Here is a 23,126-nt window from a genome sequence, read left to right as displayed (position 1 = left end):
TCATTTCATCCCCTGTTGTCCTCTGTTTTTTCATGCGGAGACGGACTCCTGGCGTTGTGCGGCCAATGCGCCGGCCGCACGCCGTAGGTTGTAGGCGCAGCAGGCCAGCACGATGTGCACCTGATTGCGCTCGAAGTTGAAGAAGCGCATCCGCCGGAGACCATAATGCTCCTTGAACACGGCGTACGGACGCTCGACGGCGGCGCGCACCTTGGCGATTAGTTTGTTGCGCAGCTTCTGCCGCGGCGGCAGTTCGGGATGATGCTTGTTGGGCCGATGCATCAGGCGGTCCTTGATGCCAGCTTCTTTAAGACGCGCGTGCCGGGCATGCGTGTAGTAGGCCTGATCGCCATAGACCGCGGCCTCATCGCCGCAGAACAGACGATCCGCTGGCTCGGTATCGGTGATTGAGGCGTCCGTCACATGGACGCGACGAATGAGGGTGTGACCTGCATCCACGCCCGTGTGGATTTTATAGCCGAACACGCTCTTTTTGCCTTTCCGGCCCCAGCGAGCATCGCGATCCGCAGATGGTTTGGGTGGCGTATCCTCGCCATCCTTGCGTGCCTTGCGGGGCGGAGTGGCTCGTGCCGCGATTAACGAGGCGTCGACCAGCGTTCCCTGCTTGAGGATCAGCTTCTTGGCCTCCAACTGCCGATTGATCTCAGTGAAGATCTTCTCGATCAGACCGTCCTTGGCGAGTTCCTGCCGAAACCGCCACAATGTCGTGTGATCCGGGGTCTGATCGTGCAGGCTCAGACCAACAAAGCGGCGGAACGACAACCGGTCTGCAATGGCCGCTTCCAGCGCGGGATCAGACAGATTGTGCCAGATCCCGGCGAGCAAGCAGCGAAGCAAGACTTCCGCCGGATAGCTGCTGTTGCCGGCACCATCGCCGCCCCGCTTGCCAAGCAGCGAGCGCAGCGGCGCCCAATCCACAACAGCCTCCACCTCATCCAGGATGCTGCTTCGCGGTGCCCGAACCAGGCCATCCGCCAAGCTCATCTGACCGACATTGCGCTCAACCATGGCTCCCCTCGCTAGAATCAGCCATGATTCAAAGAATCACGTGCAGCCGATTGTGCAAAGCCCTCCTTGTGGGAGAAGGTGGCGCGAAGCGCCGGATGAGGGGTATCTCTCCGCGAACACAAAAGGCAGTTTCGCACGCGGAGAGATACCCCTCACCCGGCTGCGCTTCGCGCATCCACCCTCTCCCGCAAGGGGAGAGGGTGCACCGTCAACGCGGCCGCCCCTCACGTCCCGCGCAACAGCTCGCTCGCCACGACCCAGTCGTTGCCGTCGAACTGGAGCATATAGCCGTCCTTGATGGGACGGAAATCCTGCGGCGTGGTGTTGAGCGTGATGCCGGGCAGCAGCAGCGACAGCGGCACGTTCTTCAGGTTGGACGCCTGCGCCATGATGTTTTCGCGCGTCAGATCGTCCTTGCACTGCTTCAGCACGACCACCAGCGCTTCGGCAACCGTATAGCCGTAGAGCGCGGCGACATTGTTTGATGTCGGCATTGGGCAGGCGCTTCTTCATGAAGTCGATATAGGCCGACATCGCCGGATCGTCCTTCGGTTCAGCCGTGAACGGTTTTAGCGACCCCAGCGACAGCACGCCCTTGCCCGCATCAAGACCCGCCGGCACCATCACCGTCGCCTTGTTGGCGCAGCCCGAGGCGAGGAAGCGCGTCGGCTGCCAGCCGACCTCATGGGCTTTGCGGATCGCCTGCGCGCAGGCGCGCGGCGTCACTGAGTAAATCATGAAGACGTCGGCCTTGGTGTTGGCGAGCGTCAGCACCTGGGAATCGATGGTGGGGTCGGCCACCTCGAAGCTTGAGGCCATCGCGATCGCCTTGTCGGCATCGGCGCCAAGCGCTTCCTTGACGCCGCGAAGATATTCCTTGCCGGCGTCATCGTTCTGATAGAGCACCGCGAACCGCGCGTTCGGGTTCTTGGCGCGGGCATAAGCGACGTCGATCGCGGCTTCGCTGGTGTAGTTCGGCGCCCACGGCAACGCCATCGACCAGGGCATGTTGGCGGGGTCGTTCCACTTCGAGGCCGAGCTGATCAGGAAAAGCTGCGGCACCTTGTTGCTGTTGAGGTACTTTGCGACCGCCGAGCTCGGCGCCGTGCCCATGGTCGCGAAGATGAAGGCGACGCCGTCGCCCTCGACAAGGCGCCGGGCCGCTTCCATGGTCTTGGGCGGGGAGAACGCGTCATCCAGCGACAGCAGATTGAGCTTGCGCCCGTTGACCCCGCCCTTCTCGTTGATCTCGTCAAAATAGGCCGTGAGCACCCGGCCGGTGATGCCGAGCGGCGAGGCCGGCCCGCTATAGGGCATGGTGTTGCCGATCTTGATCTCGGTGTCGCTGACGCCGGGACCGTAAGATTTTTGCGCGGCGACGGGCGTGGACAGGCAGGCGGCAGCCAACGCTGCGGCCAGGGCCAAAGCGGCTTTCATGGTTTCTCCCCGGTGATTATCATCCGCGCGACGCGAACGCGCGGCGTGCTGCCTTTTGCCAGCGTGTCAGATCAGCGGAGTTATCTCGGACGGTCTTGCGTCGAGTTGCTGGTGAGCTAATGCCGCCGCCGCAGGCTGAAGCCCAGGCTGACCCAACCTGCGCCCGCCATGATCAGATCGATGCCGAGGAACAGGCCGAGAATGTAGACGCTGTTGACCGGCCAGCGCGCCAGGATCAACAGCCCAAGCAGCAGCGTGACGACGGCAGACAGCGCCACCCAGACCCACGGGCTTTCACGCTTCATGCTGAAGGCGAGGAACAGCCGGACCGCGCCGGAGGCGAGCAGCGAGGCGCCGAGGAACAAGGTCAGCAGCGCTGCAGCAAACAGTGGGTTCTCGAAGGTGAGAAAACCCGCGACGATGTAGAGCACGCCGAGCAAGGCCCAGATCACGAACTTGCCCCAGCTCTTCATCTGGAATGCGCCGATCACCTCGGTGACCCCTGCGACGATCATCATCGCACCGACCACGATCACGCTCGCCACCGTCGCCATCACCATGCTGCCGAGCGCGACGAAGCCGGCGATGAGATAGACGATGCCAAGGGCGACGATCCAGCCCCATTTGGCGTGCAGCGCGGCAATGCCCGATCCCAGGCTGAGGTTTGGAGACGTATCCGAAACACTTGTCATGACGGCTACTCCTGCATGCGAAGCCCCAGAGCGCAGCTTTAGGATAGCACCGATAGCACCGGGACAACAGCCAGCAGAGCAGCCTTGGCCGGCGCCAACGTTGACCCAAATCAAGATCGAATGCGGCGCAACACGTCCGCGATCGTTGCCGAAAAAATCAGCTCACCCGGCCGCCTTGCGCACGTCGAGCACGGCCTGAGCCCATTCGGCCGGCCGCTCCTGCGGCAGATTGTGACCGGCGCCCGTGAACACGCGCCGCTCGAAAAAGCCCTCGAACTTGCGTGCGTGATGCGCGGTGCCGGCATTGACGCCGTCGCTGTCGCCGTCAATCGCGATCGTCGGGACGCGGATCGGTGGCTGGGCCGCAAGCGTCGCCTCGATCCCGGCATAGGCGGGATCGCCCGCGACCAGCGCGTAGCGGTGACGATACGAGTGGATCACGATGTCGACGAAGTCGGGGTTGTCGAAGGACACCGCACTTTTCTCAAACGCCGCATCGTCAAAGGTCCATTTCGGCGACCACATCGACCAGAGCTGGCGGGCAAAACCGCGCCGGTTGCGCTCCAGCGCGCGGCGGCCGCGCTCGTTGTGGAAGAGATATTGATACCAGAGCGCCGCTTCCTCCGGCGGCGACGCCGGCTCCATGGCGCGGGCAATGTTCTGGATGTTGTAGGAATTGCCGGAGACCAGCCCGATCACGCGCTCCGGATGCAGCACCGAGACCACGCAGGCCGCGCGCCCGCCCCAGTCATAGCCGCCGACGACCGCGCGTTGAATGCCAAGTGCATCCATGAAAGCAAGCAGATCGGCACCCAGCGCCGCCTGCTCGCCGGAGCGCAGCGTCTCAGGGAAGCGAAACCGCGTCGGGCCGTAACCGCGCAGCCAGGGCACCAGCACCCGCGCGCCGGTTTGCGCGAGGATCGGCGCGGTCTCGGCGTAGGCGTTCACGTCATAGGGGAAGCCGTGGCCCATGATGCAGGGCCACCCGTCCGGCGCGCCGTAATCGAGATAGGCGATGTCGAGGACGTCCGTGGTGACTGTTTTTTGTTGCATGATTTACTCACGGATCTGCTCGCTATCGTAGGCCGGATGGAGCGCAGCGCAATCCGGGATTCGCGGATGCAGGCGTCCCCGCATTCCGCTTCGCTCCATGCGGGCTACGGGGGGCCGACCTATTTCTGCGGCCCGGACAGCGAGATGTCGCGTTCGGCGCGGAACACGTTGCTGTAGAGATTGGCAATCCACTGCCGGCCGATCTCGGTCTTGTTCAGATAGCCGATCTCGGTCTGGATATGCGGTGCGACGCTGTTCCAATAGAACTGCGGATAGCGGTTCACGATGTCGGCGGGCGAGTCGTAGCCGAGCTGGCGGTTCATCCCGACCTCCTCGAACTCGTAGTAGAGCGCGTTGGCCTTGCGCAGATAGTTGGGATCGCCGAGCTGTCCGATAAAGTCGGCGGCGCGCAGGATCGATGCCTCGTCGTCATAATCTTGGCCATGCTGGGCAGGAAACCGCGTGCCCTCGATGGCGCGGGCAATGCGTCCCGGGTCCAGCCCCGGAATATGTCGCAACCGCCGCGTGACATAAAGCTTCGAGCGGTCAACGTGATACATCATGAGACTGGCATCGGACGCGCCGCGCGGCAGTGACACCTTGGTGCCGGCCTCGTCGATCAAGAAACCGTCTTCGTCATCCTCCTCGAACAGGCCGCGCACATAGCCGATGTCGTGGGCGAGGCAGGCGATCAAGACATGGACGTAATCCTCGGCTGTCAGGTGGGTGTGGAGATTTCGGCCACTCATGATGGAATGAGCCGCCAGCGTCACCTGCATCGTGTGCTCGATGTTATGGTAGAGCGCATCACTATTGCCGATGCATTCCATGGCGGTGCGGGTCGCGCTCTCGACGATACTTGCGGAGGTCTCGTCGTACCGACGCCGCATGAACGTACCGAGCAACTTCTCCAGGGATTCGGCCGCCAGTCTCGGTAACGTCATCATGGATGCAGCCCCGCTGTCGGCGGTGTCCCACGCCAACTCCCGACGTCTCATTCTCGTCCTCGACGCAAGCTCAGCATAGCCCAATCCGGCCGGCTGACCAAATCTCGAGACAAGAATACGGAAATATGTTGCAGTCCCGCCGCGCAACATCACGGTTGCGGTCACAGTTCGGTGCACCCTGCCAGGTCATGCGGGACGGCTCGAAGGCCGAAGGCGGCCGGGAATTCGCTTTATCGGATTTCTATGAGCCTGACTGCAAGAGCCGGAAATGCCCTGCGGTCCGGCGTGGCCGCCTGCACTTTTCTGCGAACGACGGCGTCAATTCCCCCGTGCAACACGTCCGAGCATGGCATCGAACGCGACCTTGATCCTGCTTATGTACAGGTCCTTGTAAGGAAATTCCGGATTCTGGTCGTGCACCAGCATGGAGGCGTTCACCTCGAACACAACGAGCTTGCCGTCGCGGTCGAGCCCGCAATCGATGCCGAAATAATCGAGGCCGATGCGATCGCGGATGAGCCGCAACGCCTCGTAGTGGGCCGCACCGAAGACCTGTTCGGGATCGCGCAGGAAGCACTCCTCCTCGTCCTGCATCCAGACATGGCGCCCCATCTCGGTGCTGTCGCGATGGAGCTTCCAATCGTCCCCAATCGCCAGATGATAGGGCAAAATCTCTCCGCCGATGAACAAGAACCTGTACTTGCGGAAGAAGCCGTCGACGGAGCGATAGTCGATATAGTCGATCACATAGCGATCATGGTCCGCTTGCGCGGCGAGGAACGCGGCCAGCGCAGCGACATCTTCGAATTTCTCGAAGACGTCGCCGCCGTGCATCCCGGCACGTCGCGCCAGCAGCGGAAAGGCAAGGTCGAGACCGGCCGGAAGCCCCTCACCGGCTGCGATACGGTCCGTGCGCGGCACACGGCAGCCATCGATGCCGGCGAGCGCTACGGCAGTGGCGTCGCGCGTCGTGTTCTGGATTTTTGCGGGATCGTTGACGACCGGCTTGCCGAGGCTTCGTGCGATGGCCATGGCGAGAGGCAGCACCTTGGCGCCCTGGTCGGCGTCGGAGACGAGGTTGACGACGACATCGGCCTCGCGCGCGAGCAGGCCGATGTCCGGCTGGCTGCCGGGCAACAGCGACAGGATGCTGGTCTGGTACGCGCAGTCCTTGAAGAGAAACTCGACCGGCGTATTGCCGACGAAGGGCGCGAACAGTGCCAAGGCCCGGAACGCCGGCGGCGATTTGACTGCGGGCCTGCGCAGGATCGGGTGCACCTGCACGGCGCGGTCGTAGGCGGACCGCGCCGCCTCGAGCTCACCGCGCGCTTGACGGATCGCGCCGATCCAGTAGAAATTCTCGGCCTGTTCGGGAGCAAGTGCAACGGCTCGCTCGAACTGCGCCAGCGCCTCGCCGCTCTCGCCGAGCTCGAAGCAGACCTTGCCAAGCTGATTGCGAAGATCGGCATCGTCAGGCGTCTCCCCGAGCAATTCGAGCAGCAGCGTCCGCGCGATGGCCAACTGCCTGGTTGCGACCAGCGCCTGGGCCAGGTTCGTCCGCGACGGCCGATGGCCCGGATTGCGCCGGAGCGCCTCCAGGTAAAGTGAGATGGCGTCCTGCACCATGCCGCTGCGCTGATGAACGATGCCGAGATTGCACCAGCAGGCAACGAGATGAGGAGCAAGGCGCAAGGCGGCCTTGTAATTCTCGGCGGCAGACGCGATGTCGTCGCAGAGCATGAAGGCGTTGGCGAGAGCGGCGTGAAGATCGGCAACGCCGTCGACTGCCACACCGATCGAGACCGTGGCGGCGAGCGCGAGCCCGGCCTGGAAGATCGCGATCGCGCGCCTGATCTCGCCGCGCTGGTAATGCTCGCGCCCCGCGCACAACAAATCGGATACGCTCGGCGAGCCGGCTGCCGGCGCCGCGAGGGCCATTGATGGTGACGTCATGTGGTCTCCGGAAACGTCGCCGTGAAGGTGACGCCGTGCAGATTGATGGCGGGTGCGATGCCGTAGTGATTGCCGCCGAAGGCGCGCATGCGGCGCCACAACTCGTCGCTGGAAATATCCAGCGGGATATCGCAAGCGTCCTTGTAGCTGCGACGCGTGTTGGTGCGGCCGCTCCATGGCAGCGTACACCGTTGCACCGGCGACGGCTCGGCTGCCAATTGCTCCGCCCACACTTCGAACAATTGCAGCAGGTGCGCATAGGCGAGTTCGCCGAGCCCCAGGAGGGCGCAGCCCTGCGGGATCGGGAACGACACGGCGTCGAGGATCGTGCCGGAATCGACCCGCTCCGCCATGACGTGGAAGGTCACGCCAAACGTGTCGGCGCGGTCATAGAGCGCGAAATGGGCCGGAGCCCAGCCCGGATAGTTCGGCGGGCCCGGATGAAAATTGAACGCGCCATAGCCGAAGCGCGCGAGCAGGTCGGCCGGTACGATGGCGCCGGACGCGAAGGCGACCAGCCGGGCGTTGCGGAGCAGCGCCGGCTCGATGCCGCGAAGCTCGCCGATGTCAGCTACCGGCCAAATCGCCAGATCCGGCCTGAAATTTCGCAGGATTCGCGACAGCGCCACCTGCTCGGCGGCGTCAGTCAGCAACACAAGGCTGTCGAGCATGGCTTCGGCTTCAGCAAGGATGAAAGTGAGCCAAAATGTCGCGGGGTAGCGTTAACAGCGTATTAATGAACGGCCGTTCGGCACATTCGAGAAATACACCGAAACAAATTTCCGCCGTCCAGACGCATCCGTTCACAGAACGAGTCTGTGAAACTACGGTCATTCCACCAGCAGCACGTCCACGGCCACACCGAGCTTCTGCTTCGGCGAGCCGACGATGATGCCGTCGACCGGCGAGACATCGGAGAAGTCGCGGCCGACCCCGAGCACGATGTGGTCGTTGGCGACCAGAAGATCGTTGGTCGGATCGAAATCGACCCAGCCGAGCTCCGCCCCGCACCACAGCGACACCCAGGCGTGCGTGGCGTCGGCGCCCTGCAAACGCGGCTTGCCCGGCGGCGGAATGGTGCGCAGATAGCCGCTGACATAGGCCGCAGGCAGACCGAGGCCGCGCAGGCCTGCAATCATCACATGGGCAAAATCCTGGCAGACGCCGTGGCGCTTGTCGAAAACCTCGTTGAGCGGTGTCGAGATCACGGTCGCCTTGGGATCGTAGCGAAACTCGGTACGGATGCGGTGCATGAGATCGACCGCGCCGGCAAGGATACCCGCATCCGGCGCAAAGCTCGTCGCCGCATAGGCGCTGACGGGACGCAGCACCGGGACGAGCGGGCTGGCAAAGACGTAGCCCACGGGCGACGATGGCCCAAGGCTGGTTGCTTCGAACGCGATGTCGCGGACGCTCTCCCAAGGCGGGCTCAACGCATCGCGCGCCGGCGGCTGGCGCGACACCGAGACGCGCGAGCGGGAGTCGATCCGCAAGTTGCGATGCGCAGTCTCGATCACGACGCTTTCGGTCAGCGTGCCGAAGAAATCGCGCCGGACGTTGCGCTCAGCGGGGCGCGGACGAATCTCGACGCTGTGCGAGATCAGCTCCTGGCCGCCTCCGCTCTTCGGCTCGAGCCGCAGCGTGCAGCGGGCGAAGCTGACCGGGCTTTCATACTCGTAGGTGGTGACGTGACGGATATCGTAGATCACGCCAGCCCCGTCAGCTTTTCCGGCCGGCTGGCATTGGGGCCATGGGGGAAATAATGCAGCCCGATCGCCTCGGCGAGGCTGAGCAGATCCTGCTCCAGCGAGAACAGCGTCTTGACCTCGAGTTTCTCGGCCTCGGCCGTGGCGAGCATGGCCTGCACCGCGACCGCGAGCCGCTGCGGCCGCTCGATCAGGCCGTGCTCCTTCAGGCTCGGCAGTGCCGCGATGTGCTCGTTCAGTTGTGTCACCTGGAATGCGACCGAGCGCGGGTTGTAGGGATCGAGCACGGCGAGATCGCGCACCGGGGCCAGGATCGGCGCGAGCAAATAGCGCGAGCGATAGGTGATCTGGGAATCCACCAGCGTCAGCAGGATATCGAGGTCCTCGTCGCCGGCCTCGTCATAGGCGAACTGGCGCGCGAAACGCGTGGTGTTGACGGCGCGTTCGGTGCGGCGGCCGATATCGAGGAAGCGCCAGCCGGCGGCGCGGTTCATGTTCTCCTGCGCAAGGCCTGCAAAGCTCGCAAGCTCCTGCAAGGTCAGCTCGGCAGCGCTCAGCACGCTGTCGTCGCCCTCGACCTCGTAGGCCAGCCGATCGGCCATCTCGGTAATGACCTGCCAGGCATCGGGCGACAGCCGCTCGCGCAACGAGGTCGCCGTGCGCTGCGCCGAGCGCACCAGCGACAACGCCGAGCCGAAACGCTCCGTGCTCTGTAACGCTTCGGCGGCGATGCGCCCGGGCGTGGCGCGCGAGGCTTGCGAGATTGCGCCCCAGGACACCAGCAGGCGCTGGATGCGTTCGATCGACTGCATCGTGGCCGAGGTGCCCTTGTTGGGCCCGCTCGGCGAGCTCAATGCGCGCACCAGCCGCAGCGTCGCCTCGGCGCGTTCGAGATAACGGCCGAGCCAGAACAGATTGTCGGCGGCACGGCTCGGCAGCACGCCGGCGATGCGGCGGATCCGCACCTTGTCGGTCGTCGGCAGCAGCGACGACGTCGAGACCTGCTTTCCCGAGACGACCCAGACGTCGGCCGCACGCGCGCCGTCGCCCATCGACACCGCACGCGCATCCGACTGCTCGGCGATCCGGCAGAAGCCGCCAGGCATGATGGTCCAGCCGTCGGGCGTCGCGGCCGCGAACACGCGCAGCACGAAGGGACGCGGCGTGAGCTGGCCCTGCTCCCACACCGGCATGGTCGAGAGCCGCACCACTTCCTGACCGACATAGTCCATGCCGCGCGTGGTGATGGAATCGATCAGGCGCTGGCGCCCGCTCTTGTCGAGCTCGCTCGCGAGCACCGGGCCGTTGCTGTCGAAGCCGGGAACGCCGCGCCGGTAGGCGCCTTCGATCGCGACCTCGTCGAGCCGGGACAACACCTCGTCGCGCGCCGCGCGCTGGCCGCACCACCAGGTCGCGATATGCGGCATCTTCAGCTCTTCGCCGAGCAGCCGGCGGCTTAACGCCGGCAGGAAGCCGAGCAGCGCGCGCGCCTCCAGGACGCCGGAGCCCGGCATGTTGGCGACGACGACGCCGTCCTTGCGCAGCACATCGATCAGCCCGGGCACACCCAACCGCGAGGAGGCGTCGAGCTCGAGCGGATCGAGCGAGTTGGAATCGACACGGCGAAGCAGCACGTCGAGCCGCTTCAGCCCCGCGACCGTGCGGATGTGGACGCGATTGTCGCTGACGGCGAGATCGTCGCCTTCGACCAGCAGGAAGCCGAGATAGCGCGCCAGCGTCGCGTGCTCGAAATAGGTCTCGCTGAAACTGCCGGGAGAGAGCACGCCGATCCGCGGCTCGTCGCGATCGGCGCGCGCACGAAGGCTGTCGCGAAATGCCTCGAAGAACGGTGCGACGCGCGGGACGTTCATCGACTTGTAGAGATCGGAGAAGGCGCGCGAGAGCACCAGGCGGTTCTCCAACGCGTAGCCCGCACCCGACGGCGCCTGCGTGCGGTCGCCGAGCACCCACCAGCGGCCATCGGGCCCGCGGCCGACATCGGCGGCATAGAGCGAGAGGTAGCGGCCGCCCGGCGGCGGCACGCCGCAGACCGGGCGGAGATATTCAGGGCTGCCGGCGATCGCGGCCGCGGGCAGCGCGCCTTCCGCAACCAGCTTCCCCTCGCCATAGATGTCGCGCAGCACGAGCTCCAGAAGCTCGGCGCGCTGCTTGATGCCGGCGGTGAGCTGCTGCCAGTCGGCCTCGTCGATCAGCAGCGGCAAATGGCTGAGCGGCCAGATCCGGTCGGCGCTGTCGCCGGGTGCGCGGTAGGTGACGCCGGCTTCGCGCAAATGGCGGTCGGCCATGGCAAAGCGCCGCTCGATCTCGTCGGGCGCGAGCGCACCGAAGGCATCGAAAAAGCGGCTCCAGACCGCGCGGGGCTTGCCGTCCGGACCGAGAAACTCGTCGGGAATGCCGGGCAGGCGGCTATAGTCGCGGACCCATTGCGCGAGACGGCGCTGGCCTTCGCGTTGACCTTGCGCCCTACCCGCCTTTTCGTCCTCTTCGGCTGCGCCCTCGCCCATGCGCCTCTCCCTGCCCCACCCTCATACTCATTGCAGGAGTGGCGTTCTCAAGTCGAGGGTCAGCGGAAACTCATTTGTGCGTTCCTCCGGCGGCGGCTGCATCGGTCCTGGCGTATGGCCATGGTCCTGGAAGCGCGCCAACCGCCGCGCCTCGGCCTCGTAGGTGTTGACGGGCTTGGTGTCGTAGCTGCGGCCGCCGGGATGGGCGACGTGGTAGACGAAGCCGCCGAGCGAGCGACCGTTCCAGGTGTCGATCAGGTCGAAGGTCAAGGGCGCGTGGACCGGAATGGTCGGGTGCAGACCGGAGGCCGGCTGCCAGGCCTTGAAGCGGACGGCGGCCACGGCTTCCCCCGAGCGTCCGGTCGAGGTCATCGGCAGGCGGCGGCCGTTGCAGCTCACGATGTGGCGGCCCTCGACGAAGCCTTCCGCCTTGACCTGGAGGCGCTCGACCGAAGAATCGACATAGCGCACGGTGCCGCCGGCCGAGCCTTCCTCGCCGAGCACGTGCCAGGGCTCCAGCGCCTGACGCAACTCCAGCGTAACGCCGCCATGGTGGACGCGGCCGAACGCGGGGAAGCGGAATTCGAGCTGGGCCAGATACCATTCCGACTCGAAAGCGTAGCCGGACTGTTTCAGCTCGGAGAGCACGTCCAGAAAATCTTCCCAGATGAAATGCGGCAGCATGTAGCGGTCATGCAGCGCCGTGCCCCAGCGCACGAACTTGCCTGCCTGCGGCTCGCGCCAGAACTTTGCGATCAGCGCGCGGATCAGCAGCTGCTGCGCCAGCGACATGCGCGGATCGGGCGGCATTTCGAGCGCGCGGAATTCGACCAGGCCGAGCCGGCCCGTGGTCCCGTCCGGCGAATAGAGCTTGTCGATGCAGATCTCGGCGCGATGGGTGTTGCCGGTGATGTCGACGAGCAGATGCCGGAACAGCCGGTCCACCAGCCACAGCGGCGCCTGGTAACCCGGCGGCGGCACGTGCGAGAGCGCGATCTCGAGCTCGTAGATGCTGTCATGGCGGGCTTCGTCGATGCGCGGCGCCTGGCTGGTCGGACCGATAAACAGGCCCGAGAAGAAATAGGACAGCGCCGGATGCCGTTGCCAGTACAGCACCAGGCTCTTCAACAGATCGGGCCGCCGCAGGAATGGCGAGTCCGCCGGGCTGGAACCCCCGACCACGACGTGATTGCCGCCGCCGGTGCCGGTGTGTCGGCCGTCGACCAGGAAGCGGTTGGCGCCGAGGCGTGTCTTGCCGGCATCCTCATAGAGCCCGACCGTGATATCGACCGCCTCGTGCCAATTCTTGGCCGGCTGGACGTTGACCTCGATCACGCCGGGATCAGGCGTCACCTTGATGACGTCGACGCGCGGATCGAACGGCGGCGGATAGCCCTCAACATGGACCTGGAGCTGCATCTCCTCGGCGGTGGCTTCGAGCGCCGCGATCATCTCGAGATAATCCTCGATTTGCTCGACCGGCGGCATGAAGGCGCAGAGCACACCGTCGCGAACTTCGACCGACAGCGCGGTGCGGACCGGAACGGACGTGTTGAGCTGCTCGGGCGCGACCCGCTCCGGCGCTTCCGGACGCGCCGGGAGGCTGAACACCGGCAGCTTGCCGCGGGCCTCCATCGGATCGCGCTCGACGATGTAGGGATATTGGTTGGGCGGCACGTAGCCGAGCGAGCCGATCGGCAAGCGCAGGCCGAGCGGTGAATCGCCGGGCGTCAGGAACAGATGATTGCGCCGGAGCGTCCAGCGCTCGCTGCGCCAGCGCGGCTCCGCATTCCAGCGCTGCACCGGCAGCACGAAGCCGCGCGGCGTGTTGAGGCCCTGCTCGAACACCCGCGCGATGCGCGCGCGTGCCTCCGGATCGGACAATTTGGAGTCGGACGGATCGACGTTGACGGGAAGCTCGGCTTCTTTCTGAAGCCAAAGCGCGGTGTCCTCATAGGCTGGTATGATGTAGCCGGGATCGAGCCCGAGCCGCAGCGCCGTGCCCTCCATGAAGGTCCCCGCGTCTTTTGCCTGCGCCGGCCGCGGATTTTCGATCTTGGCGATGAGGTCGGCATTCTTCCAGATCGGCACGCCGTCCTTGCGCCAGTACAGGCCAAAGGCCCAGCGCGGCAGGCTCTCGCCCGGATACCATTTGCCCTGGCCGAAATGCAGCAAGCCGCCCGGCCCGAAGCGGGTGCGCAGGCGGCGGATCAGATCGTCAGCGAGCGCGCGCTTGGTGGGGCCGACAGCCTCCGTATTCCATTCCGCCGCTTCGAGATCATCGACGGAGACGAAGGTCGGCTCGCCGCCCATGGTGAGACGCACATCTTGCGCGGCGAGATCGCCGTCGACCTGCTCGCCGAGCTCGTTGAGCCGCGTCCAGGATTCGTCGGAGAACGGCTTTGTGATACGCGGCGCCTCGCGGATGCGCTTGACGCTCATGTCGAAGGCGAACTCGACTTCCGCAAAGCCGGCGCCGCCGGAGATCGGCGCTGCCGAGCGATAATGCGGCGTGGCGGCAACCGGAATATGGCCCTCGCCTGCGAGCATGCCGGAGGTCGCGTCGAATCCGATCCAGCCGGCGCCGGGCAGATAGACCTCGGCCCAGGCGTGCAGATCGGTGAAATCGTTTTCGACCTCAGGCGGTCCCTCGATCGGATCGATGTCGGGACGGATCTGGATCAGATAGCCGGAGACGAAACGGGCAGCCAATCCAAGATGACGGAAAGTCTGGATCAGCAGCCAGGCGGAGTCACGGCACGAGCCGGCAGCAGAGGAGAGCGTCTCCTCCGGCGTCTGCACGCCCGGCTCCATGCGAATGACGTAGTTGACGTGCTTCTGAAGCTCGCGATTGAGATCGACCAGGAAGTTGACGGTGTTCGGGGCTTCGTGCGGGATCGTGTCGAGAAATTTCGCGAACAGCCGATCGGCCTTGACGGTCTCGAGATAAGGCGCGAGCTCCGTCTTGAGATCTTGCGTATATTCGAACGGAAAGCTGTCGGCATAGGGCTCGACGAAGAAGTCGAACGGATTGACCGTGGTCATCTGCGCCGTGAAATCGACCTCGATCTTCAGCTCGGTGGTCTTCTCCGGGAAGACGTAACGCGCGATCCAATTGCCTAGCGGATCCTGCTGCCAGTTCACGAAATGATTGGCCGGGGTGACCTTGAGCGAATAGCTCAGGATCGGCGTCCGCGTATGCGGCGCCGGCCGCAGGCGGATGGTCTGCGGGCCAAGATCGATCGGACGGTCGTATTTATAGTGCGTGACGTGGTGTAATGCGACGTAGATCGACACGGGATGCGGTACTCCAGCAGCTTTTTTGAGCAGAACACCGCTGGTGATCGCGATCAAGCACTAACAACGGGCAGACCGTGCCTATGGCACGGGCTACCTGCGCATTACATCGTCGCGCCGAGCACCCAGGGCGCGAACTCGGCACCGCCGAAATCGAAGCTTTCGCTCTTGGTCGGCTGGCCGGAGGCGGTCTTGAGGATGAGATCGAAGATGCGCTGGCCACACTCCTGGACGCTCTCCTCGCCTTCGAGGATGGTGCCGCAATTGACGTCCATGTCGTCTTCCATGCGCTTGTACATGGGCGTGTTGGTCGCGAGCTTGATCGACGGCGCCGGCTTGCAGCCGAACACGCTGCCGCGGCCGGTGGTGAAACAGACGAGATTGGCCCCGCCCGCGACCTGGCCCGTTGCTGCGACGGGATCGTAGCCGGGCGTGTCCATGAACACGAAACCCTTCTTGGTCACCGGCTCGGCATAGCGCAAGACGTCGACGAGATTGGTGGTGCCGGCCTTGGCCATCGCGCCGAGCGACTTTTCCAAAATGGTGGTGAGGCCACCGGCCTTGTTGCCGGGGCTCGGATTGGCGTTCATCTCGGCGCCTTCGCGCGCGGTGTATTCGTCCCACCAGCGCATGAGATCGACCAGCTTCTCGCCGACTTCGCGGCTGACGGCGCGGCGCGTGAGCAGATGCTCGGCGCCGTAGGTCTCCGGCGTCTCCGACAGGATCACGGTGCCGCCGTGACGCACGATGAGGTCGCTGGCTGCGCCAAGCGCGGGATTGGCTGATACCCCCGAATAGCCGTCGGAGCCGCCGCATTGCAGGGCCACGGTGAGCTCGCTCACCGGCACGGATTCACGCTTGACCTTGTTGGAGTCAGCGAGCGCCTCGCGCACGAAGGCAATGCCGGCCTCCACCGTCTTGCGGGTGCCGCCGACTTCCTGAATGTCCATCGCGCGCAGGCGGCCGGCGAGCTTCTGCTCTTCCATCAGGCCGCCGATCTGGTTCACCTCGCAGCCGAGGCCGAGCACGATGACGTGGGAGAAGTTGACGTGCCGTGCGTAGCCGCCGAGCGTGCGGCGGAGCAGTGCGAGCGGTTCGTTCTGCGTCATGCCGCAGCCGGTCTTGTGGGTCAGCGCGACCACGCCGTCGACATTGGGAAAATCGGCGATCGGATTATCGCCGGTGAAGGGATTCTTCTTGAAGACGTCGGCGACGAGGCTTGCGACATGCGCGCTGCAATTCACCGAGGTGAGGATGCCGATATAGTTGCGCGTCGCGACGCGGCCGTCCGGACGGCGGATGCCTTCGAAGGTCGCCGGCAGATCGAAGTTCGGCGTCGGCTTGACGTCGGCGCAATAGGCGTAGTCCTTGGCAAAGTCGCCCATGCCGATGTTCTGCACATGCACGTGCTGGCCCGGCGCGATCGGCACGGTCGCAAAGCCGATGATCTGGCCGTAGCGTATCACCGGCTCGCCCACGGCGATCGGCTTGATCGCGACCTTGTGGCCGGAAGGAATGCGTTCAACCGTCGTCACGCCGTCGGCCACCAATGTACCGGGCGGCAGGCTCGCGCGTGCGATCAGCACGCCATCATCGGAATGCAGGCGGATGACGGGGCTGATGGTCATGGGAGTCTCCTTGGTCTTCGTAGTTCACCTCTCCCCGCAGGAGCGGGGAGAGGGAGAGGATATCAGGCCTTACCGGCCGAATCCTTGCGAGTCGCGTTGACCTGCATCTTGGCGTAGGTCGTCATCAGGCCGACCTCGTTCGACAGCGTCACCAGCTTGAAACCCATATTGATGGCGCGCGCAGCACCTTCGGCGCCGCTGCAATGGATGCCGGGGTTGAGGCCGCGCTTGCTGCATTCCTTGATGATCTTGTCGTAGATCGCGAGGATCTCCGGCTCGGTGCGGTCGAGCTTCGGCTCAAGGCCGTAGGAGAACCCGAGATCGGACGGTCCGATATAGACGCCGTCGATGCCCTCGACGTCGAAGATCGCCTCCATGTTCTCGACCGCGGTTTTGGTCTCCATCATCGGCAGCAGCACGATGTCATCGTTCGCCGTCTTCTGGTAGGAGCCCGCGGTGCCGTACATGCCGGCGCGGATCGGACCGTTGGAGCGCACGCCCTTCGGCGGATACTTGGCATAGGAAACGAGGTTCTTGGCTTCCTGCGCCGTGTTGACCATCGGGCAGATCACGCCATAGGCGCCGCCGTCGAGCACCTTGCCGATGATGCCGGGTTCGTTCCAGGGCACGCGGACCATCGGCGTGATCGGATGCTTGTCCATGGCCTGGAAGCACTGCACCATCGACAAATAATCCTGCACGCCATGCTGCATGTCGACGGTGACGCTGTCGAAGCCGCATTGCGCGATCATCTCGGCCGAGAAGCCCGAGGGAATCGCAAGCCACGCGTTGACCACGGCCTTGCCCGACTTCCAGATTTCCTTGACCTTGTTCGCCACGTTGCCTTCCTTCTTTGTTGTTGGGACCTTCGTCACCATGACGAGCGCCGCGACAGCACGATCCCGTTGTTACCGCCAACCGGATCGCCGCGCTACGCTCGCAATGACACGAGACCTATGCCGTCGCCCGCTGGATGCTGACTTCGCTGACGCCAACCTCGCGGGCGGTGTTCACTATCGCCGCCCAGGTGTCATCCGGCAAGGGGACGCCGCTCTTGGTGCGCTCGGCCCGCGTTTTCCGCTCGGGATCGCCGGGAATCAGCACCTGATCGACCCCGCCCACCGGTTTGGTGGCGCGGATGAAGTCGGCATAGCGCGACACCTCTGCATCGAAGACATGGGAGGTATCGACGACCTTCGGATCGATGTAGAACGCGAGCATGCCGTTGGCGAAGCGCCGGCCGCCCGAAGTGGCCCCGGTTCCGGTCAGAGCGCCGCCGAGCAACTCGCAGATGAAGGCGAGACCCGAGCCCTTGTGGTCGCCGAAAGCACGGATCGCGCCTGTTCCCTTGGTGTGATCGCGCGCGCCTTCCGGCGTGTAGGGCCCGTAGAGCACGGCGGGGTCCTCGCTTAAGGAGCCATCAGCATCGACCAGCGCCCCTTTCGGCAACTTCTTGCCGCCGCGGCTTGCGACCAGCACCTTGCCTTCGGCGACAATCGAGGTCGCGAAGTCGAGCACGATCGGGTCCTGCCCCTCGCGCGGGATGCCGACGCAATAAGGCGCGGTCGACAGCCGCTTCTCGACGCCGCCGAACGGCGCCACCAGCAGCGAGCCGGCGGCATTGACGAAATGCACGGAGACCAGACCTTCGGCAGCGGCCATTTCCGCCCAGTCACCGACACGGCCGATATGGCCGGCATTGCGCAGTGCAACAGCGGCGAGACCCGCCTTCTTGCATTTCTCGATGCCGATTTTGACCGCTTGCGGGGTCACGGTCTGGCCGTAGCCGAACTTGCCGTCGACCACCGCGAGCGAGGGCGTGTCGACGACGATCTCGGCGGTCTGGTTCGGGACTACAAAGCCCGTCTTCTTCCAGCGGATGTAGACGGGGACGCGGATCACGCCGTGGCTGTCATGCCCGGTGAGATTCGCCGTCGTGAGATAAGTCGCGATCCGCTTTGCTTCCTCCGGAGAGGACTCAGCATGGCCGAACACCTCGGCGACGAACTCGATGAGGTTTTTGACCTGGATCGTGACCATCGACGGCCCCTCCGATTACGCACTCACCTTGGCATGACCGCCGAGATAGGCGGCACGGATCGCTTCGTTGCCCCAGAGTTCGTCGGGCTTGCCGCCGAGCACGATGCGGCCGGTCTCGAGCACGTAGCCGTAATCGGCGACCGACAAGCCCATGCGCGCATTCTGCTCGACGAGCAGGACCGTCGTGTTGCGCCGGATCTCGGAGATGATCTTGAACACGGCCTGCACGATGACAGGCGCAAGGCCGAGCGACGGCTCGTCCAGCAAGAGAAGCCGCGGCTTGGCCATCAGCCCGCGCGCGACCGCTACCATCTGCAACTGGCCGCCGGACAGCGTCCAGCCGAGTGCATTGGTGAACTTCCTGATGTCGGGGAACAGATCGAACATCGCATCCGCCTCGCGCGATATCTCCGAGGTCGCGGCCCGGCGATTGGAGGCGCCGAGCATGATGTTCTCCTTCACCGTCAGGCCCGGAAAGACGCGACGACCTTCCGGCACGTGCGAGATGCCCATACGGACGATGGCTTCCGGGCCGAGGCCCGCGATCGACTTGCCGTCGTACAGGATCTCGCCGGACGTTGGTTTTGCGAGCCCCGAGATGGCGCGTAGCGTGGTCGACTTGCCGGCACCGTTGGCGCCGAGCAGCGTCACCACCTGCCCTTCCTCGACGGCGCAGGTGACGCCGCGTAGCGCTTCGATCTCGCCGTAGCGCACCACCAGATTGCGGATTTCGAGCAACGGCATCATTCGCTCCCGAGATAGGCGGAGACGACGTCGGGATGACGCAGCACGGCCATGGATTCGCCGTCGGCGATGCGGCGTCCGAAGTTGAGCACGGTGATGTGCTGGGCCGCTTCCGAGACCAGCGTCATGTCGTGATCGATGATCAGGATGGTCAAGCCCTGCGCCGCGATGCGCTTGAGCAGCTCGTGCAGCTCCAGCTTCTCGGTCGAGTTGAGGCCGGCCGCGGGCTCGTCGAGCAGCAGCAGCGTCGGGTTCGAGGCGAGCGCGCGGGCGATCTCGATCAGGCGCTGATGGCCATAGGAGAAGCTGGAGATCAGCTCGTTGGCGCGACTGCCGAGGCCAACGAAGGTCAACGCTTCCATCGCGCGCTCGGTCAAGGCGTCATCGCCCTTCCCGACCATGGTGTTGCCGGGCCGCTCGGCGCCGATCTCGACATTCTCCAGCGCCGTCATCGAACGGAACAGGCGGATGTTCTGGAACGTGCGTCCGAGACCCGAGGCCGTGCGCTGATGCGGCGGCATGTGGGTGATGTCGGTGCCGTCGAGCACGATCTTGCCGGCCGTAGCGACATAGAGCCCCGAGAGCACGTTGAGCGTCGTGGTCTTGCCGGAGCCGTTCGGCCCGATCAGCGCATGCACGCCGCCGCGCTTGACGGCGATATCGACGCCATCGACCGCCTTGAGGCCACCGAAGTGCTTCGACAGGCCTGTGACTTCCAGCACCGTATCGCCACCGATCGTCGCCGGCTTCAACTGCAAGGCGTTAGCTGCCGGCGGCGTCTTGATCTTGGCGCGCCAGCGCGTGAAGGCATCAGCGACAAAGCCCCAGATGCCGTCGGGCATGAAGCGGATGATCAGGATCACGAACAGGCCGTAGATCGCCAGGTACAGCCCCGGCACGCTCTTGAGGAAGCGCAGCCATTCCGGGATCAGGATGAGCAGACCTGTGCCGATCGTCGAGCCGATCGGCGAGGCCACGCCACCGAGCAGCGACATGGTCAGGAATACGATTGATTCCGCGAAGGAGAACTGATCGGGGCTGACATAGGCGAAGCCGCCAGCGAACAGGCCGCCCGCGAGTCCGCCGAGAAGAGCGCACAGCGCAAACGCGTAGATCTTGGTGCGGAAGACGTCGATGCCGTTGACGCCGGCCGCGAGCTCGTTGTCGCGCACCGCGCGCATGGCGCGGCCGAGCTTGGTGTCGGGGAGATGCCAGACCAGATATCCGACGATCGCCAGCATCGCGACGCAGAAGGCGAGATAGCTCTGCGAGGTCTGGAACAGGTCGGGACGCTTGATGTTGGAGACGCCGTCGGGGCCGTGCGTCAGCCAGATCGCGTTGATCATTACCAGTGTGACGATCTGCTGGAACGAGATCGTGACCATCGCAAGGTAATGGCCGCCAAGCCGCAAGGTCGACATGCCCAGGAAGGCGCCGGCCAACATCGAGATCACGCTGCCGCCGACGAGACACAGCCAGAAGCTGACATGCAGATCGGTCGTCCCGATGCCGACCGCGTAGGCGCCAAGGCCGAAGAAGGCGGCCTGCGCCAGATTGATCTGACCGCAAAGGCCGAGCACCACCGAGAGCCCGAACACCGCGATCGCGAACGTCGTGGCCTGGAGCAGGATGTTGTGAACGTAGCCGTCGAAGTTCATGTTGGCCGCGACGACGACCAGGATGGCCGCGCCGATGAAGTACGGCAGGTGCCGGACCAGCAGCGGCTTCGAATGGATAGCGGGTGCCGGAATCGGCATGTTGTCGCTGGGGGCGCTCATGCCTTCTCCGCCACGCGTTCGCCAAAGATGCCTTGCGGCCGGAAGATCAGGAAGGCGATCAGAACCAGGAAGGCAAAACCGTCCTTGTAAGGCACCGAGATATAGGCGGCGCCAAACGTCTCGATCACGCCGAGCGCGAGGCCGCCGATGATGGCGCCGGCGACGTCGCCGAAGCCGCCGATGATGGTTGCGGCGAATGCCTTGAGCGCGATCGTCGAGCCCATCTGGATCGAGACGAACAGCACGGGCGCGACAAGGATGCCGGCAAGACCGCCGAGCACTGCCGAATAGATGAAGGTGATCATGATCATCGTGGAGACGGAAATGCCGAGCAGCGAGGCCATTTCCTTGTCCTGCGAGGTCGCCTGCAGCTTCTTGCCGAGCAGCGTCTTCTCGAAGAACCAGAAATTGAAGATCACGAGGCAGATGGTGACGCCGATGATCAGGAGATACTGGCTGTCGAGATAGACCGGGCCGACCTGGATGCCCGGCGTTTCAAACCAGCCTTCCAGCACCTGCGGCTGCGGGCCGTAGATCGCGAGCACGGAATTGGCCATAAGGATCGACGCGCCGATCGTCGCAATGATCACCGGCAGATAGGTGCGGTGGCGCAGCGGATAATAGACGCCGAGATTGAAGACGACACCGAGCAGCGCCATGCCGAGCAGCGCGACGATGAAAGCCGCCCAATAGGGCAGACCGGCTTCGACCGCGACGACCATCAGATAGGCCGCAACCATGGAGAATTCGCCCTGGGCAAAATTCACCACATTGGTGGCCCGGAAGATCAGCACGAAGCCGAGCGCGACGAGCGCGTAGACGGCGCCGATACCGATGCCGGTAAAGAGCAATTGTAGGGCGAGATCCATGACAAGCGATCTGTTGGAGAGGAAGCGAATATTGCGGTGCCGACCGGAGCGGAGTGGCTGTCGTGTTCACAGCATCTCGTTAAAGGCCGCACGGGAGGTGTTAGGGCTCTCTCCCCCCTTGCGGGGGAGAGCTGGAGAGAGGGGTAAGCCACAAACACCGCTTGTGCGGCTTACCCCTCTCCCTAACCCTCCCCCGCAAGGGGGGGAGGGAACCCATCCGTCCGCGCGTCCCTGACAACGTCAGTCGTTGAACTCGATGTGCTTGTCGAACACGATGTTGCCCTTCTCGTTCTTCACGACGTTGTAGCCGTGCAGACCGTCGCCGTTCTGGTCGAAATTGTATTCGCCCTCGGCACCGGCGAACTTCTTGGTCGCCAGGATGGCTTCGCGGATCTTGCCGGGATCGGTCGAGCCGGCCTTGTTGATCGCCGCCGACAAGACGTTAATGGCATCGAAGGTCCAGGAGCTCTGGTTGTCGGGCGCGACCTTGACCGCATCACGGTAGATCTTGCTGAACGCCTTCGAACCCTCGCTGGAATCCTCCGCATAGTCGGCCACGCCGTAGGTGTTGTAGAGCGCGGGACCGGCGAGCTTCAGTGCGGTGACGTTGGTGATCGAGGGTGAACCGACCCACGGGATATTCACGCCGAGCTGACGGAGCTGGCGCGCAAAGATGCCGAGATCGTTCTCGAAGGTGAAGTAAGAGCCGAGAATGTCGGCGCCGGACTGCTTGATCGCGAGCACGACGGGCGTGAAGTCCTGGCTCTGGTTGGCATAGCCCTGGTCGAGCACCGACGGAGCACCGAGCTTTTCCAGCGCGCCGCTCAGCGCCTTGCCGCCGGCGGTGCCGAAGGCGTCGGTCGAGTGCAGCACGGCCCATTTCTTCTTGCCGAGCGTATTGACGCCGAACTCGGCGATGACGCGACCGGAATAGCTGTCATTGGGACGGCAGCGGAACAGCCACTGATTGCCCATATGGGTAAGGTTCGGATCGGTGCCGCCGATCATCACGGGCTTGCCGAGCTTGATGACGTCGGGCGCCATCGCATGCACCTGGGTCGAACGGATCGAGCCGAGGAAGCCCACGATATCAGGTTGAGAGGCAAGCTTGGAGAAGGCGAGCACGATGCCGGGATTGGTGGTCTGATCGTCCTCGACGATCAATTCGCCCTGTTTTCCCAGAATGCCGCCGGCCTTGTTGACGGCTTCGAGCGCGAGCCTGGCGCCCTTGATGGCGTAGCCGCCGGATTCAGCGGCGGGCCCGGTGACGGGCGCACACATGCCGATCTTGAGGGTGGCGGCCTGCGCGTTTGCGCTTTTGATGAGGTATGGCGCGGCAATACCGGCAGCAATTCCGGTCGCGAAATCGCGTCTCGTCAGTTTCATTCATTCCTCCCTGGGGCCGGGCATCCTTGTCGGCCCTTCTTG

At 64.5% G+C, this 23,126-nt stretch carries 16 protein-coding genes and 1 pseudogene; all 17 read right to left on the bottom strand.

Annotation, left to right across the window (positions count from 1 at the left end; genetic code table 11):
• Positions 1-30: 30 nt before the first annotated feature.
• Complete coding sequence (locus tag UP06_RS39155) at positions 31-1,029, bottom strand: IS5 family transposase (RefSeq protein WP_044999899.1); 999 nt, start codon at positions 1,027-1,029, stop codon at positions 31-33.
• 224 nt (positions 1,030-1,253) lie between these two features.
• A pseudogene (locus UP06_RS39150) lies at positions 1,254-2,466 on the bottom strand (ABC transporter substrate-binding protein).
• Between the two features lie 116 nt (positions 2,467-2,582).
• Complete coding sequence (locus tag UP06_RS39145; RefSeq protein WP_045009061.1) at positions 2,583-3,158, bottom strand: HdeD family acid-resistance protein; 576 nt, start codon at positions 3,156-3,158, stop codon at positions 2,583-2,585.
• Between the two features lie 162 nt (positions 3,159-3,320).
• The gene (locus UP06_RS39140; RefSeq protein WP_045009060.1) at positions 3,321-4,211 is read right to left on the bottom strand and encodes an alpha/beta fold hydrolase; all 891 of its coding nucleotides are present in this window, start codon (positions 4,209-4,211) and stop codon (positions 3,321-3,323) included.
• 119 nt (positions 4,212-4,330) lie between these two features.
• On the bottom strand, positions 4,331-5,158 hold the full coding sequence (locus tag UP06_RS39135; protein WP_045009059.1) for an HD domain-containing protein: 828 nt from the start codon (positions 5,156-5,158) through the stop codon (positions 4,331-4,333).
• Positions 5,159-5,476: 318 nt separating this feature from the next.
• The gene (locus UP06_RS39130; RefSeq protein ID WP_197087478.1) at positions 5,477-7,111 is read right to left on the bottom strand and encodes a tetratricopeptide repeat protein; all 1,635 of its coding nucleotides are present in this window, start codon (positions 7,109-7,111) and stop codon (positions 5,477-5,479) included.
• The gene (locus UP06_RS39125; RefSeq protein ID WP_045009057.1) at positions 7,108-7,782 is read right to left on the bottom strand and encodes a formyltransferase family protein; all 675 of its coding nucleotides are present in this window, start codon (positions 7,780-7,782) and stop codon (positions 7,108-7,110) included. The genes UP06_RS39130 and UP06_RS39125 overlap by 4 nt, the downstream gene beginning before the upstream one ends.
• Positions 7,783-7,941: 159 nt before the next feature.
• Positions 7,942-8,820 (bottom strand): transglutaminase family protein, encoded by an 879-nt coding sequence (locus UP06_RS39120; protein ID WP_045009056.1) that lies wholly within the window; start codon positions 8,818-8,820, stop codon positions 7,942-7,944.
• A complete protein-coding gene (locus UP06_RS39115; protein WP_045009055.1) occupies positions 8,817-11,342 on the bottom strand; it encodes a circularly permuted type 2 ATP-grasp protein in 2,526 nt (841 codons plus the stop codon). The genes UP06_RS39120 and UP06_RS39115 overlap by 4 nt, the downstream gene beginning before the upstream one ends.
• 27 nt (positions 11,343-11,369) lie before the next feature.
• Positions 11,370-14,639 (bottom strand): transglutaminase family protein, encoded by a 3,270-nt coding sequence (locus UP06_RS39110; protein WP_045009054.1) that lies wholly within the window; start codon positions 14,637-14,639, stop codon positions 11,370-11,372.
• A gap of 104 nt (positions 14,640-14,743) precedes the next feature.
• Positions 14,744-16,267 (bottom strand): UxaA family hydrolase, encoded by a 1,524-nt coding sequence (locus tag UP06_RS39105; protein WP_045009053.1) that lies wholly within the window; start codon positions 16,265-16,267, stop codon positions 14,744-14,746.
• A 62-nt stretch (positions 16,268-16,329) separates the two neighbouring features.
• Positions 16,330-17,106, bottom strand: a complete 777-nt coding sequence (locus tag UP06_RS39100) for an HpcH/HpaI aldolase family protein (protein WP_045009078.1) — start codon at positions 17,104-17,106, stop codon at positions 16,330-16,332.
• Between the two features lie 115 nt (positions 17,107-17,221).
• Positions 17,222-18,307 (bottom strand): malate/lactate/ureidoglycolate dehydrogenase, encoded by a 1,086-nt coding sequence (locus tag UP06_RS39095; protein WP_045009052.1) that lies wholly within the window; start codon positions 18,305-18,307, stop codon positions 17,222-17,224.
• Positions 18,308-18,322: 15 nt separating this feature from the next.
• On the bottom strand, positions 18,323-19,051 hold the full coding sequence (locus tag UP06_RS39090) for an ABC transporter ATP-binding protein (RefSeq protein WP_045009051.1): 729 nt from the start codon (positions 19,049-19,051) through the stop codon (positions 18,323-18,325).
• Positions 19,051-20,829, bottom strand: a complete 1,779-nt coding sequence (locus UP06_RS39085; RefSeq protein WP_045009050.1) for a branched-chain amino acid ABC transporter ATP-binding protein/permease — start codon at positions 20,827-20,829, stop codon at positions 19,051-19,053. The genes UP06_RS39090 and UP06_RS39085 overlap by 1 nt, the downstream gene beginning before the upstream one ends.
• Positions 20,826-21,698 (bottom strand): branched-chain amino acid ABC transporter permease, encoded by an 873-nt coding sequence (locus UP06_RS39080; protein WP_045009049.1) that lies wholly within the window; start codon positions 21,696-21,698, stop codon positions 20,826-20,828. The genes UP06_RS39085 and UP06_RS39080 overlap by 4 nt, the downstream gene beginning before the upstream one ends.
• 240 nt (positions 21,699-21,938) lie before the next feature.
• The gene (locus tag UP06_RS39075) at positions 21,939-23,084 is read right to left on the bottom strand and encodes an ABC transporter substrate-binding protein (protein WP_045009048.1); all 1,146 of its coding nucleotides are present in this window, start codon (positions 23,082-23,084) and stop codon (positions 21,939-21,941) included.
• Positions 23,085-23,126 lie beyond the last annotated feature (42 nt).

This window comes from Bradyrhizobium sp. LTSP857 (assembly GCF_000938285.1).
GTDB lineage: Bacteria > Pseudomonadota > Alphaproteobacteria > Rhizobiales > Xanthobacteraceae > Bradyrhizobium.
Note: the sequence above shows the minus strand (reverse complement) of the source record. Positions and strands in the feature narration are given on the sequence as shown.

What these genes read in the sequence shown, in the direction of transcription:
- UP06_RS39155 (WP_044999899.1), bottom strand. Translation starts at nt 1,029, where the DNA reads ATGGTTGAGCGCAATGTCGGTCAGATGAGCTTGGCGGATGGCCTGGTT.
- UP06_RS39145 (WP_045009061.1), bottom strand. Translation starts at nt 3,158, where the DNA reads ATGACAAGTGTTTCGGATACGTCTCCAAACCTCAGCCTGGGATCGGGC.
- UP06_RS39140 (WP_045009060.1), bottom strand. Translation starts at nt 4,211, where the DNA reads ATGCAACAAAAAACAGTCACCACGGACGTCCTCGACATCGCCTATCTC.
- UP06_RS39135 (WP_045009059.1), bottom strand. Translation starts at nt 5,158, where the DNA reads ATGATGACGTTACCGAGACTGGCGGCCGAATCCCTGGAGAAGTTGCTC.
- UP06_RS39130 (WP_197087478.1), bottom strand. Translation starts at nt 7,111, where the DNA reads ATGACGTCACCATCAATGGCCCTCGCGGCGCCGGCAGCCGGCTCGCCG.
- UP06_RS39125 (WP_045009057.1), bottom strand. Translation starts at nt 7,782, where the DNA reads ATGCTCGACAGCCTTGTGTTGCTGACTGACGCCGCCGAGCAGGTGGCG.
- UP06_RS39115 (WP_045009055.1), bottom strand. Translation starts at nt 11,342, where the DNA reads ATGGGCGAGGGCGCAGCCGAAGAGGACGAAAAGGCGGGTAGGGCGCAA.
- UP06_RS39105 (WP_045009053.1), bottom strand. Translation starts at nt 16,267, where the DNA reads ATGACCATCAGCCCCGTCATCCGCCTGCATTCCGATGATGGCGTGCTG.
- UP06_RS39095 (WP_045009052.1), bottom strand. Translation starts at nt 18,307, where the DNA reads ATGGTCACGATCCAGGTCAAAAACCTCATCGAGTTCGTCGCCGAGGTG.
- UP06_RS39090 (WP_045009051.1), bottom strand. Translation starts at nt 19,051, where the DNA reads ATGCCGTTGCTCGAAATCCGCAATCTGGTGGTGCGCTACGGCGAGATC.
- UP06_RS39085 (WP_045009050.1), bottom strand. Translation starts at nt 20,829, where the DNA reads ATGAGCGCCCCCAGCGACAACATGCCGATTCCGGCACCCGCTATCCAT.
- UP06_RS39080 (WP_045009049.1), bottom strand. Translation starts at nt 21,698, where the DNA reads ATGGATCTCGCCCTACAATTGCTCTTTACCGGCATCGGTATCGGCGCC.
- UP06_RS39075 (WP_045009048.1), bottom strand. Translation starts at nt 23,084, where the DNA reads ATGAAACTGACGAGACGCGATTTCGCGACCGGAATTGCTGCCGGTATT.